This is a genomic window from Streptomyces clavifer (assembly GCF_036345975.1).
GTDB classification, from domain to species: domain Bacteria; phylum Actinomycetota; class Actinomycetes; order Streptomycetales; family Streptomycetaceae; genus Streptomyces; species Streptomyces clavifer.
Map to the genome: position 1 here is coordinate 291,724 of NZ_CP107793.1, position 13,242 is coordinate 304,965.

The following is a 13,242-nucleotide window of genomic DNA, read 5'->3' on the forward strand; positions in this document are numbered from 1 at the left end:
GATCCATCTTGCTGCCGACGGCCCTGTAGCCCTCTCGCTTTCGTCCTGGCCGGCGGCCAGGCGAGCGACGCACCCCACTTCATGGACGTCATGGCCGGCCTCGCTTACCGCGTCGCCGCGGACGGCCTCGATTCAGACCGGACGTAGGACTACGACTGACCGCGAGGACGGACGGCCTGTCCCGTAGCCGAGTACCGGCTCGAAGGCGAGGTGTCGGATACAAGGCAGGGCGAACGGTGTTCAGCGGACCTGTTGCGAGTGCGGGAGAACTTCCACGTCCGTGCATGGCATCACCGCCCTCAACGGGGAAGACGAGTTCAGTGTCAGACGGAGCCAGCTCGTTCCGTGACGGCGGGGTTGTGCAGCCGGGCGATGCCGAGCATGGCGGTGTGAACGCCATCGCCCTTCAAACGGCAGTCACGGAGGATTTTCCATGCCTTCATCCGACTACTGCACCAACAAGCACGGCAAGCTGGCTTCTCGTGGGGAGCCAGGCACGCCCCATCTCATGAACTGAAAGGAGAGGCCCGATGCCAGGAAAACGCTGGTGGCTGCTCATCGTCCTGATCGAGACGCTCATCTTCTGCACCATCGGTTACAACCTCAACGGCGGTAGACCAAGCATCCCTTGGGCGCTCGCAGGCCTGGGTTGCGGCGCACTCACGGTACTCGTGATCATCAGAGCCCAGACGAGCCCGAAGAAGTAGAGACGGCACGGTGCGTGCGGCCACCTCGACTCGCAGGGTGGCCGCACCGCTGCGGTACGCGGCGAATTTAGGTCCGGGGTCCTGTTCCGGACCCCTCCCGCTCGGTTCGGACCCTCAGTATCCGTAGATCGCCGCGTGCGCCACCTCCGGGTGGAACTGCCCAGCCGCCGATGTCGCCGGACACCGTCGAGGTCGCGGTCTTGGCGGAGGCGATGGCAGTGTCCGGGGACGCGAATGCGGCTGATGTGCCTCCGAGAGCGAGCACCGCACCCCGAGCGTCGCGAGCCGGAATCCGGTGTTGACGGGTGGGATGGGTGGGACGGGTGGGGCGCGATCGCACGAGACTGCACCTCTTCGTCGTCAGGGGGATGTCCATGGGAACTGGGGGTTCGGAGCCTGTTGCACGGGGCGCCAGAGCCGGATGCCGTGGTGATGCATCCCCTTTGGCTCTCGGCCTGCTGCTTCGGCGGGCTCATCGGCATGCGATGGCGGTGATGATGGAGGCACTACGGCCGCTCGGCATCGAGTTGCGGACACTTCTCCGTACTGCTGGTGCTGGTCGATCGCGGCCCTACGGTGCAGCGAGACCTCTCGACAGCGACCGGGCTGGACAAAGCAGGAATCATGAGGGTGGTGGACGACCTTGAACGCAAGGGACTCACCACACGCAAGTCCGTCCCCGGGGACAGGCGAGCACGGGCAGTGGAGATCTCACCTCGGGGACTCGACCTGTTTCAATCAGCACACATAGCGGCCGAGCCACTGGCTGGACGGCTCGTCGCCGGCCTGGAGCCGGCGAACCCGAACTGCTGACGGACCTGAGGGACACGGCTCGGCCCCGGACGAGCCGATCGATCCGAGCAGCACGGTGTGGGCGCACCCGTTCCCGACGACGCTGGACAAGGGCGGTGCGGGCGGCGCTCACGCACCCCCACCGACATGGACGAGGCGCCCCGAGTCCGATGCCGGGTCCCGGCGGGAGACCCCGGCTCGAGAAGCAGCGCCGCCCCACGGAAGTAAGTATCTCGCGTGGTGTCTGCCGGGAACCCGCCAAGACGTCCTCGAGCCCTCAAGCAGCAGCACAGACACCGGCGGGAACGACTGTGCTGCGGGCGGCGCATCGGTGGCCGCAGCTGCGCCGCCCGCAGCCGGACGGTCAGAGCGCAGCGACAGGAATGCCCTGGGCCGCCGTGGAGCGCCCCGGGAGAACGCCACGACGGCCGTGCCCCGCGTGAGTTCCCGTCAGTTCAGGACACGCAGCACCAGCCGCACCACCGCCATGCCCCCTCGCGCGATCCACCCGAGCACCCCGATCTCCACGGCCACCTCCGCGACATCCGCGACCGTCTCCGCCCGGTCGGACGCGGGATGGCACCGGGAGCAGGAACGGGGCCAACGACGCTTTCGCGCACCGCACTTCTTGCACATTCTCATAGCTCGATTCTCCCTTCTCGCCCGCGCCCCCAAGTCACTTCGACCCATCTCCTGGATCGCCCGGGCAGTGAATGCGGCTACCGACTGGAGGGACGGGCTGTTCAGTGGGGCATCAACAACATGACCACTGTCCCCAGGGCCATCGTTCCGTCCCAGAAGTGGGCGTACGGATGCTCGGCGAGGGGTGCACCCTCGAGGTCCGGGATGTTCCGAAGCGTGGGCATGCCAGGGGTCAGCGACCACAGCGAGCAGATCAGCAGGTACAGGGCCAGCACCACGGTGATCAAGTCACCGGCCGCGGATCCCCCGGCCTGGGGGCCGGAATGCTCGGCTTGGCGCACCGTATGCCCACCGTGCGAGGAGCTCGCCATGGAGTGGGACATCCAAGCCATCGCAGCCATGCCGGCTGCCGCCTGCATACTCCTGGCGGTCGTAGTCCTTCTCGATCCCCGGCGGTGACTGACTGCGGTCGAACAGAACCACAGCGCGGCAGCAGCGAAGAAGGCCGTCTGCGGCATCAGGGGCAGCGCCCGACCCCAGCTCCAGGGCATCGCCGCCATGGCGAGGGCCATGGCGGCGTGCAGGAGATGGTCGACCCTGCTGCGCCATCCCGATTCCTGGCGCAGCAGCCCCTGCCTCAGTCCGTGGGTCGATGCGGCCACGAAGAGCACCGTGAGCATGCAGTACACGACGTCGGGGGCGCTCATGTTTCTCCGAGCTCTCCTATGGAGCGGACAGGCTGCTTCAAGGCCCCTGCCTTGAACGGGCTCGGGCAGCAGGTCAGTTGGTCGGTCGTGGGGCGCGCAGGTGGATACGCCGCGCCAGCTCCTCCTCGTCGACCAGCTCGAGCATGGGCTTGCCCGGCGCGCACAACATCGTCACCACGAACGTGGTCTTCGCGTCGGTCAGGGCGTTGCCGTCCTGGTAGTGGATCGCGTCGCCGCCGGGCTCCCAGAAAGTTCCACCGGCCTCGACGATGCGCTCGGGCTCGCCCTCGAGTTCAAAGCGGACGGCGCCCTCGATGACGTAGCCGAAGGCGGGACCTGAGTGACGGTGCGGAGGGGTGCCGGGGTCTCCGGGCTCCCACTCGACGTGGATCGTCATTGCAGAGGCACCTTCGGGGACCGTGACCGGGGCGGTGTCCTGCAGCATCCTGGCCGCTGTCATCCAGCCTGCCGACCCCGCCTCGTCCGTCCCGTGCACGTGTGCAGAGTGGTCATCCGACATCATGTTGTACCTTCCGTGGGTTCCACCGCGTCATGGGGGATGCGCCGTCAGCTGCTCCCGCGTGCCGCAGCATCCGCCCCAGGACCGTTCTTCCTGATGACCGGATGCACCTTGCATCTGTGACACGGGTGACCATTCCGATCCCGTTCGTCTGCCCTTGCAAGACCTGGAGCGTCGGTGTGCTCTCACATGAGCGAATGCAGCGCTGTCCGGTAGGTCCACCTACGCGGGGAAGGCGTCGACGTCTCCCCGCGGCAGTGCCTCACGAGCGCACTGCCCGGTGCCGAAGCCGTGGTCGATGTCACCGATGCGGCTTCTCGGAGGGAGACAGCGGGCGTGGACTTCTTCGGAATGACGACGGCCACCCCCCTACAGGCTGCGGTCGCGGCGGGTGCTGAGCACTACGTCGTACTGTCTGCCGTGGGCCCCGAGCATGCCCGGCCGGCTACTGCCGCGCGGCTGCTTCAGGAGCATCGTGTGCGGCACTCCCCCGCTTCCCTGCTCCATCGCGTGCCACACCGTCCTTCGAGTCCGTTGAGACTGCCCCTCGCCTGTGAACAAGCACGAGGACGGCGGGCACGTGGTCTCCGGCATCGCGAGAGGACCACCATCCGCTACGCGGACTCGGCACGCGCGCTTTCGGAGAGGCTGCCGAGCGGGTGTCGCAGTGAAACCGGCTCGCTTTGCGCGACCTGGCGACGAGATCATGGACAGATGACGTCGACCGAACCAGCAGCCCGCGAGCTTCAGGACCGAGCCGTTCTCTGGAGCATGGGCGAGATTCGTGCGACCGATGTCGTCGCTGGCGCCTGTGATGCGCTCGTCGCCGGCCTCGACAGTCCCGCTCTGCGGATGCTGGCCGCGTGCACACGCGCGGAGGCGGATTATGACGTCCCCGATCTCCTTCTCCCAGCACTCAACGAACTCGGCCTCACCTTCTACCCAGCGGACAGCGTTGCCGGACAGGAAGCCGCCGCACGAGCACTCGCCGCCCGGACGCTGGCCGGCGAGCTGACACCACGCGAGCTGGCCCTCCGGATCCACCAGCGCTTCGGGCACGAACTGCCCTTGGTCGAACAACTTGCCAACCTGGACGACGAGTACGACATCGTCGAATACGGCGACAGGGCACCAGCACAGGTCGACGCCGAAGTTCTGGCCGAAGCTCATCGGCTCACTCAGCATCCTCGTGTCGCACCCGACCCCAGGGATCCACCGACCTGAAGCACACATTGGTGGAGCAGCGGCTTCTCACGGAGGAGGCGGATCAAGGTGAAGGCGTTCGGCGTCAACGGGACCGAGGTCACCACCCGCAGGGGGTGAGTCGGACGCCGTCGTGACCCACCCCCGTGTTCCGGGGCCGGCCGACGCAGGTCCACCGGCCCCGCAAAGACCGACTGGGCCACTGCAGAGTCCCGAGTCGTCCTCCGCGCGGGCCGGGAACGGGGTGGTGCACGCCTTCGGCGCACCATAGGTCGAGGCCCCGCGTACGTGCGCGGGCAGGCTCGCCGCACACCGTGGAGCCGGCGCGTCAAGGTATGCCGCCCTGGGCTACGGAGGTTCGCCGGCGGCCATCGGCGTGCGGACCCCACTGTGTGCCTCGCCAAGCTGCCCCCGGAGTTATGGGTGCCCGCCGAGGCCGGCTGTAGCATCGAAACCTATAAGGAGATAGCCTCCGCTTCGTTCCGGCGATACGGAGTTAGTCCCCGCATCGTCAACGAGAGGTGCACCGACATGGGTGATGCAGCCACCGGCGAGCGTCGACAGCGGACGGACAAGCAGCGCAACCGCACGCACATCCTTGAGGTCGCGGAGGAGTTCTTCGCCGAGCAGGGCATCACCGGCTCCATGGACGCCATCGCCAAGCGGGCCGGTGTCGGCCCGGGCACGCTCTACCGGCACTTCCCCAACCGCGAGGCGCTGCTGGCTGCGTTGCTGCAGGCGCGCGACGAACAGCTTGTGGCCCGTCGCGCCGCCATCCAGCACGAGGTGACCGACTCCCGCGCCGCGCTCGCACTGTGGCTTCAGGCACTGGGCGAATGGGTGACCGCCTTCGACGGCATGCCCGAACCCCTACGGGCCGCTCTGACCGAGGGCACGTCCCCCCTGGCGATCACCTGTCAGGGCTTCGTCACGACCACCGAGGACTTCCTGCAAGCGGCCCAGCGCGACGGCGGCGCCAAATCCTGGGTGCGGGGACGCGACCTGTTCCTCAGTACGTTGGCCACCGCTTGGGCACACGGTGCCGCCATGGCCGACGATTCGTCGCCCGACGCACTCGCTTCCCTCATGCGCAGCGGGTGGGAGATGCCCGCGCCGGGCACGGACCCCGGGAGCGGCGAAGGCCCTCCGTAACCGCAGGAGGAAACGTCACGGCCCTGCGAGGGCATTCTCTCGAAAGCTCACCACCGGGCACGCGCACCCTCACCCACGACCGCCAGGTGGCCATGGCGCTGATCGAAGACACCGGGTTCGACGCCGGGACGCTCGCCGAACCCTTGCACCGGCAGCCGGGCGCGCCGGGCTACTGCACAGACCTCACACGCGCGAGAAGATGCCGTGCGCGCTGGTGGCGGCAGAGGCGGGGCGGCTGCCCAAGCGGCGCGCCCTGGCCGTCGCCGCGATCCGGGAAAGGGTCGGAGGCGCCGCCGCCACGAACCCCGACGCGGAGTACGGCGTCCGCCTGAACCGGGCCCTGTTCATGCGAGCCCCCGGAACGTGTGCCGCACTCGGGCATCTCGTCGGCTGTGGAGCGGTACACGGCGCGCCCACCCCAGACGCCTCGGCCCGGCGTCGGTCGACGCCGGGCCGAGGTTCGCGGACAGCGCACGGGGTTACCGCACTGCCCGGACACGTGCTGTCAGAAGGTGCGCGCGGCGACCTTCACCCGCTGGGCCGTCCGCAGCGCGTCGCGCAGCTTGAAGGCCGGCACCGGAGCCGCGGGAGCCTGGAGCATGCGCTCGGCCGGCATGTCGGGATCTGCCAGGTAGATACGGGTGTAGGCGCCGGCCTCGGGCTCGAAGCGCCAGCTTTCGTCCAGGGCTCCGGCATCCACCGTGTCGAAGCCGAGTCGGCCGATCAGTTCAGCCGCCCGGGCCTTCGCGTCGGGGTCGCTGCCGGCGATGGGGAGGGCGCTGCGGTCCGGAGCCCCGGCGGGCCGGGCCAGCTGGGGGATGTGGTGGGCCAGGATGTTGTTGAAGGCCTTGATCAGCAGCGCGCCGGGCAGGAGCTGCTGCTCCAGCTCCGCCGTGGTCACCTCCTCGGAGTCGAGTTCGGTGATCCGGCCGTCGCGGTACGGGTAGTAGTTGCCGGTGTCCAGCACGGTCCTGCCCGTCAACAGGCCGGCGGGCAGGTCGCGGTACGCGGTCAGGGGAATGCTGAGCAGGGTCGCCTCGCCGGCGCGGGCGGCCTCCTCGGCGGTGCCTGCCGTGGCGCGCGACCCCAGTTCGCCGATGAGGTCCGTCAGGCTCTCGGGACCGCGCGAGTTGGCGATCACCACCTCGATGTCCGCAGCCACCGCCAGCCGTGCGACGGCGGACCCGATGTTGCCGCTTCCGATGATTCCCAGCGTAGTCATCGTTGCTCCTTGCTTCCTTGATGTGTGCCCGGGGCCGAGCGGCCCGGGCAGGTTTCGGTGATCATCGCCCGCAGTGCCACGTGCCGGGTGGAGCAGGGCGTGTGCGCCGTCTCGTGCCTCGGCCCGTGATCAGGGCCCGCATCCTGCCCGCTGGTGGAGACCAGCCCGATCCGCTCCGTCTCGCGCGCTATGGACGTCATCACGAGCAACGGGTCGATCGGGAAATGCGGGCCTGGTGTTCGTGGTCCGCATCCAGAACCGGAGTGTCCGCAAAGAACAGCAACTGGATCTTGCCTCACTCAGTTGCCTGCGCGTACCGCACGAACCGGTCCCTGTCCGTATGGCTGCGCAGGTTCGTCCAGGGAAGGCGCCACGACCCGGGTTCGGCTCCGTAGCCGCTGGTGAACTGCATGCACAGGAGCATCAGGCGACGTGACACGACCGCCCTCTCCAGGCGGGACAATGAAGCGGAGGGTGTCTCCGATTGGTTGCTTCCGACGATACGGAGACATCCTCCGCATTGTCAAAGGGGGTAGGCCGGACAAGAAGGGAAGGACGGCCGGGATGCGGGAGCCGCAGGCGTACAGGCCGGCACCACACGTTGAACCGGTCCCGGTCCCCTTTCTCCGACCCACGGTGCGAGGTCCCGAGGTCGTTGGCGTAGGCCTTGCGCTGTTCGGCGGTCCCGCCGTGGGCACCAGCCGACGGGGAGCGTCATTCGACGTACGGGGTGTCCGCCGTGATCCGAGGTGCCGAACCGAGGGGGAACCTTGATTCCGGCGACGGCGGGAGGGAGGGGCCGGGTCGACCGCAATCCGGGTCGACAACGGCCCGGCCCCCGTGCCCGCGCGGTCGACCCGGCATTCCCGGCGCGGACCATCGCACCGGCTCTCCCGCTGTTCGACCCTGGCTGAAACCGGGATGCGCTTCCCGGCGACCGCAGCGGGATGCACTCCGTGGTCTGTGGGTGGGTCAGCGGTCGATGGCGGCCATGTTCGCCTCGTCGTGGCGCTCGCCTGCGGCGGGGGTGAGGTTGTTCAGCCGCTCCAACTGCGCTGCGGTGAGTTCGATGCCGTCGGCCGCGGTGTTCTCCTCGACGCGCGCGACTCGCCGGGTCCCGGGGATGGGGGCGATGTCGTCACCGCGGGTGAGCAGCCACGCCAGCGCCGTCTGTGCCGGCGTCGCGCCGATCTCGGCGCCGATCGCCTGCACCTCGTCGACTATTGCCAGGTTGCGCTGGAAGTTCTCGCCGGTGAACCGCGGGTTGGTCTTCCGCCAGTCGTCGTCGGGGAAGTCGTCGACGGAGCGGATCTGCCCGGTCAGCAGACCGTGTCCGAGCGGCGAGTACGGGACGAATCCGATGCCTAGCTCGCGCAGCAGCGGGAGGATCTCGTCCTCGACGTCGCGGGTCCACAGCGAGTACTCGGTCTGCAGGGCGGCGACCGGGTGTATGGCGTGCGCGCGGCGGATCGTTGTGGGGCCGGCCTCGGAGAGGCCGATGTAGCGGATCTTGCCCTCGGCGACCAGCTCCGCCAAAGCGCCGACGGTCTCCTCGATGGGCGTGTTCTGGTCGACGCGGTGCTGGTAGTACAGGTCGATGTGGTCGGTGCCGAGCCGCTGGAGGGAGCCCTCGACGGCGGCCTTCACATTGGAGGCGCTGCTGTCGGTGACGCCCGGGGCGGGGCTGTCGCCGGAGTGGGAGACGAGACCGAACTTGGTGGCCACGACGACCTGGTCGCGTCGGCCCCTGATGGCCTTCCCGACGACCTCTTCGCTGTGGAAGGGGCCGTATATCTCGGCGGTGTCGATGTGCGTGACGCCGAGGTCGAGTGCCCGGTGGATGGTGCGGATCGACTCGCTGTCATCGAGCCCTCCGCCAGTGGTGTAGGTGCCTGCCATGGTCATGGCACCCAGGCCGATGCGCGAGACGTCCAGTCCGCTCAGCGATACGTGCTTCATCAGGTACTCCTTCGTGGTGGTGTGACGTGCGGTGGTCGGGCTGGTCGGTGGGCCGGGCCCGGAGTTCGGCGACGGCCGTGTGCCGGGACCGGCTCGCTGTGCAGGTGATCCCGTCGGCGATGTCCGCGGGGAGGAGGCGCTCGTGCTGCTCGTTGTACGGATTGAGGATCTCGGTGTGGATGGTGTCGCTGTCGTGCGAGTTCAGCTCGGTGTCGACAGCGCCCGGCTCCAGGACACCCCTCCGTACATGGCACCCACCCACCCGTACATGCCGGCCTGCCGGCTCCTGGCGCCCTCTTGCGGCGGGCCACCAGAGCGACCGTGGCGCCCTGGTCGGTAAGCCGGCGGGCGGGGTCGGCGCCGATACCGCTGCTCGCGCCGGTGACGAGGGCGACGGTGCCGGTCAGTTTCGAAGCCATGGGTCTTCCCTGCGCGCGGGGCAGGCGGTGTCACACCGTGCGGGCCGCAGCGGGTGTGAGGGCCGTCGGCCTGCCAGTGCCATGATCAGTGCGGTGCAACAGGCCCGCTATCCAGGCAACCACTCGCCGACCCGCCGCGGAGGCCCGTACGGGGGCGCGTTCGTCCGGGGGTCCAGCAGTACCCCTTTCGCTGCCCGGCAGGTCCACGGGCGCGCCGTACCGTGGATGCATGGACCGCAGCAGCGAGATCCGCGAATTCCTGCGTACCCGCCGGGCCCGGATAACCCCCGAACAGGTCGGCCTGACCCCCCACGCCGGGCCCCGTCGTGTCTTGGGTCTGCGCCGTGAGGAAGTCGCCCAGCTCGCCGGGGTCAGCGTCGACTACTACATCCGACTGGAACGGGGCCGCACCCAAGGCGTCTCCGAAGCTGTCCTGGACGCCGTCGCCCGGGCCCTGCGCCTGGACGACACCGAACGCGCCCACCTCTTCGACCTCGCCCAGCCCACCACCGCTGCCCGGAGCCGACGCAAGCGCCCCCTTGCCCCGCAACGAGTCCGCCCCGCCCTCTACCGGACCCTGGACGCGCTCGGTGTGCCCGCCGTCGTCCAGGGCCGGCGCCTGGACGTCCTGGCCGCCAACCGGCTGGGCTACGCGCTGTTCGCCGACTTCGCCTCCCGCCCGCACCGGGACCGGAACTTCGCCCGCTTCGTCTTCCTCGACCGGGCTGCCCTCAGCCTCTACGCCGAGTGGGAGCGAGTGGCCCGGGACACGGTGGCGGGCCTGCGCCTGTACGCCGGGCGCCACGCCGACGACCCGCAGCTCACCGAACTGATCGGGGAGCTGTCCCTGCACAGCGACACCTTCCGCCGGCTCTGGGCCGACCACGACGTCCGCGCCCACACCACAGGAACCAAGCGTCTGCACCACCCGCTCGTCGGCGACCTCACCCTGGACTACGTCGTCCTCGCCGCCGAAGACGACCCCGAACAGAGCCTCGTCGTCTACACCCCCGAACCCGCCTCCCTCTCCGCCGAAGCACTCGGCATACTCGCCAGCTGGACCACCAGCACGTCCGCAGCCGCGCCCGCGCCGGAACGGACTCCCAACCCGCCCAGCTGATCTCATAGGCCGCTTCTGCGACTGTCCAGTGCGCCGCCGCCCCTCGCGGGCCCGTGTACGTCGGCGCACGGCTGACGCCGCCGGGGAGGCGCCTGGATGTTCCGGCGACTCTCGCATCTGTCGCATGACGTCGCCGGGAATGGGCGCGCGCTGGCTGGGGCTTGGCGTCGGCTCCCTTGCGGGCGGACCTTGAACGGCTGCTGCTCGCGCATCCCTCGATCGCGGCCGGCGGGAGGCAACCGCTGGCGTCAGCAGGCCCGGGGGAAGGAGACCCGGGCCTGCTCAGGCGGCCATGCCGCGGCGAAGGTTGTAGGGAGCGGCCGTGTCACACGTGTGCGGCCCGCTCTGTCCTACAGCGGTCGCACAGGCACGTGCCGAGGTCGACGAGCTGCTCGTGGCCGATGGAACCGAGAACGTGCGCGCTCTGCAGCGCGCCATCCGCAACACCATGACCGAGCACGCCGGCGTCGTACGCGACGAGGCGGGGCTGAGCGCCGGGCTGGCGGAACTGGACGACATCGAGAAGCGTACGGAGAACGTCGGTGTCCACCCCGACATCGCCGGATTCCAGGACCTCGCGCACGCCTTCGACCTCAAGTCCTCCGCCCTCGCGGCCCGGGCCACGCTGGAAGCGGCGCTGGAGCGCCGGGAAACCCGCGGCTGCCACAACCGCAGTGAATACCCGGCCATGGATCCCGCGCTGCAGGTCAATCTCGTGTGGTCTCCGAAGACAGACATCACCCACGAGAGCATCGCGCCGATCCCCGACGAGATCTCCGCCCTCATGCAGGAGGTCTCGACCGAGGGAAAGCTTGTGGAGTAGACACCTGCGACTGCGTCTCACGGCGACTCCTGCCCGCACGTCATCGCTGGCCCGCTCTCGATGGCAAGCGGGCGCGCGGACGCCTGCCTCAGTTTGTCGCCCGGCCTTGTCGGGGGATGTCCGGCTCGGGTCGCGGCGCGTGTCACACCTACGTTCTCTGCCCTGTCATACCTGATGCGGACGGTTCGCGAAGTGCAGCAGCACCGCCAACCCCGCGCAGATCGCGTAGAGACAACTCCGAAAGGATCCCATCATGAAGGTCGTAGTCATCGGCGGAACTGGGCTGATCGGCTCGAGGGTGGTCAGCAAGCTCAATGAGCACGGCCACGAGGCAGTGCCGGCGGCACCCAACACGGGCGTCAACACAGTGACGGGTGAGGGCCTGGCCGATGTCCTGAAGGGGGCCTCGGTCGTCGTCGACGTCTCGAACTCTCCCTCCTTCGAGGACGATGCCTGCATGGAGTTCTTCCGCACTTCGACCGGAAACCTGCTGAAGGCGGAGGCGGAGGCCGGTGTGGCCCATCACGTGGCCCTCTCCGTGGTCGGCACGGACCGGCTCCAGGAGAGCGGCTACTTCCGTGCCAAGCAGGCTCAGGAGAAGCTGATCGAGGACGCGGGGGTCCCGTACTCCATCGTCCACGCCACGCAGTTCTTCGAGTTCATGAAGGGCATCGCAGCCGCGGCGACCGACGGTGACACCGTGCGTCTCGCCCCCGTCGGCATCCGACCCATCTACTCCGACGACGTGGCCGCCCTCGTGAGTCGCACCGCGGTGGGCACGCCCGTCAACGGCGTGGTGGAAGTCGCCGGCCCCGAGACGTTCCAGCTGGACGAGCTCATCCGTAAGGGTCTCGCCGCGAAGAGCGACCCCCGCGAGGTCGTCGCGGACCCGCACGCCCCCTACTTCGGTGCCGAGCTCCAGGAGACCACGCTCCTCCCCGGCCCTGACGCGCACTTCGCCGAGACGCGGTTCGCCGACTGGGTCGCCCAGCAGCAGTAGCCCCGTCGGGCACGGGGCGGCCCCGTGCGGGCCGCCCCGCCCGTGTCCGGTTGTACTGCCCGGGAGGAGAAAAGGGGTTGCCCGGGGGCCGGAGCTCCCGTTGGCTGGGCGGTATGGCCGAACTGCGTACCGATCGCCTCACACTCCGTCGATGGCTTGCCTCCGACCTTGAACCATGGGCGGCGATGAACGCTGATCCAGAGGTTCGGGAGCACTTGGGCGACCTGCTCACCCGTGAGCAGAGTGCTGCTTCCCTGACACGATTCCAGGCCGAGTTCGAACAGCGAGGTTACGGGTGGTGGGCGGTCGAGGTGGAGGCCACAGGCGAGTTCATCGGCTTCGCGGGCCTGGACCGCGTGGAGGACGGCATGCCGTTCGCGGGAGTGGAGATCGGCTGGAGGCTGGCCCGCCCGGCCTGGGGCCGGGGCTACGCGACCGAGGCCGCTCTCTCCGTTCTGTCCTACGGTTTCGACACCCTGGATCTGCACGAGGTCCTCGCTGTCACAACAGCCACCAACCTCCGCTCGCAAGCGGTGATGCGCCGGATCGGCATGACCCGGGACCCGGCCGACGACTTCGATGACCCGCAGGTGCCGGAGGGGCCGCTGCGTCCGAATGTGCTGTACCGCATCTCGGCGGAGCGACACTGATGCCCGCCATCCGGACGTCTGGCTCGGCTCCGGAACGATCCCGGATCCGCGGCGAGACGGCGATTCCCCGGTGCAGCCCACTCGTGCCCACGGTCTGATCGAGGGACCCGGCGGAGACCGTCAGATCTTTGTTTCACGGGCTCGGGATGAAGCACGGAAGGTGTTCGCGGTGCCGTTGGCGTCGGTGTGCCCCGACTGCCGGGGCACACCGTCGTCACCGGGATTACGAGTGACGGCAACCAGCGCAGCCTGTTCGGCGTCGAACCGCGGGTAGTTCGAGCGGGGTAGCTGTGCTGTCACCGCGCACACGCCGAAGAAGGTGGACA

Annotated in this window: 12 protein-coding genes and 2 pseudogenes; 8 read left to right on the forward strand and 6 right to left on the reverse strand. The window is 68.9% G+C overall.

The window, feature by feature from the left end:
* Nucleotides 1–530 precede the first annotated feature (530 nt).
* A complete protein-coding gene (locus OG927_RS01190) occupies nucleotides 531–707 on the forward strand; it encodes a hypothetical protein (protein WP_199862721.1) in 177 nt (58 codons plus the stop codon).
* 576 nt (nucleotides 708–1,283) lie between these two features.
* Entirely contained in the window at nucleotides 1,284–1,520 is a 237-nt protein-coding gene (locus OG927_RS01195) for a MarR family winged helix-turn-helix transcriptional regulator (protein WP_242413070.1), read from the forward strand.
* A 429-nt stretch (nucleotides 1,521–1,949) separates the two neighbouring features.
* On the opposite strand, the gene OG927_RS01200 is transcribed toward OG927_RS01195, so the two are convergent.
* From OG927_RS01200 to OG927_RS01210, 3 genes are all read right to left on the reverse strand, one after another.
* Nucleotides 1,950–2,141 carry a hypothetical protein gene (locus OG927_RS01200; RefSeq protein WP_056787590.1) on the reverse strand — a complete coding sequence of 64 codons (192 nt, stop codon included), beginning with the start codon at nucleotides 2,139–2,141 and terminating at the stop codon, nucleotides 1,950–1,952.
* 101 nt (nucleotides 2,142–2,242) lie between these two features.
* Nucleotides 2,243–2,848, reverse strand: coding sequence for a DUF5134 domain-containing protein (locus tag OG927_RS01205; protein WP_330319531.1), 606 nt, complete (start codon nucleotides 2,846–2,848; stop codon nucleotides 2,243–2,245).
* Between the two features lie 73 nt (nucleotides 2,849–2,921).
* On the reverse strand, nucleotides 2,922–3,368 hold the full coding sequence (locus OG927_RS01210; RefSeq protein WP_056788223.1) for a cupin domain-containing protein: 447 nt from the start codon (nucleotides 3,366–3,368) through the stop codon (nucleotides 2,922–2,924).
* 714 nt (nucleotides 3,369–4,082) lie between these two features.
* On the opposite strand from OG927_RS01210, the gene OG927_RS01215 reads away from it, so the two are divergent.
* Together OG927_RS01215 and OG927_RS01220 are read left to right on the forward strand one after the other, a co-directional pair.
* Nucleotides 4,083–4,592: a hypothetical protein gene (locus OG927_RS01215; RefSeq protein ID WP_056787595.1), complete on the forward strand. Its 510-nt coding sequence runs from the start codon at nucleotides 4,083–4,085 to the stop codon at nucleotides 4,590–4,592.
* Between the two features lie 510 nt (nucleotides 4,593–5,102).
* Nucleotides 5,103–5,723: a TetR/AcrR family transcriptional regulator gene (locus OG927_RS01220; RefSeq protein WP_209471186.1), complete on the forward strand. Its 621-nt coding sequence runs from the start codon at nucleotides 5,103–5,105 to the stop codon at nucleotides 5,721–5,723.
* 505 nt (nucleotides 5,724–6,228) lie between these two features.
* Here the strand turns inward: OG927_RS01220 and OG927_RS01225 are convergent.
* The 3 genes and pseudogenes from OG927_RS01225 to OG927_RS35945 form a co-directional block, all read right to left on the reverse strand.
* Nucleotides 6,229–6,945 carry an NADPH-dependent F420 reductase gene (locus OG927_RS01225; RefSeq protein WP_330319532.1) on the reverse strand — a complete coding sequence of 239 codons (717 nt, stop codon included), beginning with the start codon at nucleotides 6,943–6,945 and terminating at the stop codon, nucleotides 6,229–6,231.
* Between the two features lie 972 nt (nucleotides 6,946–7,917).
* The gene (locus OG927_RS01230; RefSeq protein ID WP_056787606.1) at nucleotides 7,918–8,904 is read right to left on the reverse strand and encodes an aldo/keto reductase; all 987 of its coding nucleotides are present in this window, start codon (nucleotides 8,902–8,904) and stop codon (nucleotides 7,918–7,920) included.
* Nucleotides 8,905–9,203: 299 nt separating this feature from the next.
* Nucleotides 9,204–9,323, reverse strand: a pseudogene (locus OG927_RS35945) (SDR family NAD(P)-dependent oxidoreductase); the annotation flags it as partial.
* Nucleotides 9,324–9,552: 229 nt separating this feature from the next.
* Here OG927_RS35945 and OG927_RS01240 point away from each other — a divergent pair.
* The 4 genes and pseudogenes from OG927_RS01240 (at nucleotide 9,553) to OG927_RS01255 (ending at nucleotide 12,916) form a co-directional block, all read left to right on the forward strand.
* A complete protein-coding gene (locus OG927_RS01240; RefSeq protein ID WP_330319533.1) occupies nucleotides 9,553–10,443 on the forward strand; it encodes a helix-turn-helix transcriptional regulator in 891 nt (296 codons plus the stop codon).
* 340 nt (nucleotides 10,444–10,783) lie between these two features.
* Nucleotides 10,784–11,266, forward strand: a pseudogene (locus OG927_RS01245) (succinate dehydrogenase); the annotation flags it as partial.
* A 253-nt stretch (nucleotides 11,267–11,519) separates the two neighbouring features.
* Entirely contained in the window at nucleotides 11,520–12,266 is a 747-nt protein-coding gene (locus OG927_RS01250) for an SDR family oxidoreductase (RefSeq protein WP_056787617.1), read from the forward strand.
* Between the two features lie 113 nt (nucleotides 12,267–12,379).
* The gene (locus OG927_RS01255) at nucleotides 12,380–12,916 is read left to right on the forward strand and encodes a GNAT family N-acetyltransferase (protein ID WP_056787621.1); all 537 of its coding nucleotides are present in this window, start codon (nucleotides 12,380–12,382) and stop codon (nucleotides 12,914–12,916) included.
* The last annotated feature ends 326 nt before the right edge of the window (nucleotides 12,917–13,242 follow it).

Excerpts from the sequence above, each read along its gene's own strand:
- OG927_RS01190 (WP_199862721.1), top strand. The coding sequence starts at position 531 with ATGCCAGGAAAACGCTGGTGGCTGCTCATCGTCCTGATCGAGACGCTC.
- OG927_RS01200 (WP_056787590.1), bottom strand. The coding sequence starts at position 2,141 with ATGAGAATGTGCAAGAAGTGCGGTGCGCGAAAGCGTCGTTGGCCCCGT.
- OG927_RS01205 (WP_330319531.1), bottom strand. The coding sequence starts at position 2,848 with ATGAGCGCCCCCGACGTCGTGTACTGCATGCTCACGGTGCTCTTCGTG.
- OG927_RS01210 (WP_056788223.1), bottom strand. The coding sequence starts at position 3,368 with ATGTCGGATGACCACTCTGCACACGTGCACGGGACGGACGAGGCGGGG.
- OG927_RS01215 (WP_056787595.1), top strand. The coding sequence starts at position 4,083 with ATGACGTCGACCGAACCAGCAGCCCGCGAGCTTCAGGACCGAGCCGTT.
- OG927_RS01220 (WP_209471186.1), top strand. The coding sequence starts at position 5,103 with ATGGGTGATGCAGCCACCGGCGAGCGTCGACAGCGGACGGACAAGCAG.
- OG927_RS01225 (WP_330319532.1), bottom strand. The coding sequence starts at position 6,945 with ATGACTACGCTGGGAATCATCGGAAGCGGCAACATCGGGTCCGCCGTC.
- OG927_RS01230 (WP_056787606.1), bottom strand. The coding sequence starts at position 8,904 with ATGAAGCACGTATCGCTGAGCGGACTGGACGTCTCGCGCATCGGCCTG.
- OG927_RS01240 (WP_330319533.1), top strand. The coding sequence starts at position 9,553 with ATGGACCGCAGCAGCGAGATCCGCGAATTCCTGCGTACCCGCCGGGCC.
- OG927_RS01250 (WP_056787617.1), top strand. The coding sequence starts at position 11,520 with ATGAAGGTCGTAGTCATCGGCGGAACTGGGCTGATCGGCTCGAGGGTG.
- OG927_RS01255 (WP_056787621.1), top strand. The coding sequence starts at position 12,380 with ATGGCCGAACTGCGTACCGATCGCCTCACACTCCGTCGATGGCTTGCC.